This is a genomic window from Halorubrum sp. SP9 (assembly GCF_005435015.1).
Classification (GTDB): Archaea; Halobacteriota; Halobacteria; order Halobacteriales; family Haloferacaceae; genus Halorubrum; species Halorubrum sodomense.
In genome coordinates, this window is the sequence record NZ_SGXU01000237.1 from 1 (window position 1) to 655 (window position 655).

Sequence of the window (655 nt, forward strand, 5' to 3'; positions counted from 1 at the left end):
TAATGGGCAGTGCCTTCATACGCGGGATCAAAGCCGCCGAGTTCGCGGAGTAAATCAACGTCAAACGACATGTTCGTCCCGCGGAGGTGATGGACTAGGCAACGATCATCCGCATCGAAGTTCGAGACGATTTCTCCGTTGGGTTGGATCCGTCCCACAGTCTCACGATCTTGGAGGGAGTCGCCGGGTTCGAGAACCGGACCACCAACTGCGCCGACCCCATCAGTGTACTCGACGGCTAGAGCCCCGAGCCAATCGGAGACCGGACGGGCGTCGGGGTCACAGAAGGCAACAACGTCTGTTTCATCAATATAAGTGACGGCCTTGTTTCGCGCACGAGGGAGGCCGTTCCTGCGCATCGACAGCATCTCAACTGCCAACCGGTCGGAGAAATCATTAACCACATCCCTGTTGACTCCTGTTCCCGAATCGACGATTAAGACATCGAAGTTGTCGTAGTACTGGTTATTGAGACAATCAAGACATCCGCGCAGCTCCTCGGGCTCGTCAATAGTAGGAACGACGACTGTAATCTGTCGTGTCACTGCTGCCCCACCTGTTCGTAGAACTCTCCCATCTGCTTCGCCTGTTCGTCCCAGCCGAACTCTTTCGACCGTTCCAGACCGTTCGCGGCCAGTCGATCGCGGAGATCCCT

1 protein-coding gene is annotated in these 655 nt (G+C 56.2%); it reads right to left on the bottom strand.

The window, feature by feature from the left end:
- A partial coding sequence (locus EXE45_RS17355) for a glycosyltransferase family A protein (protein ID WP_158294317.1) occupies window positions 1–545 on the bottom strand: 545 nt, incomplete at its 3' end.
- Window positions 546–655: the final 110 nt, after the last annotated feature.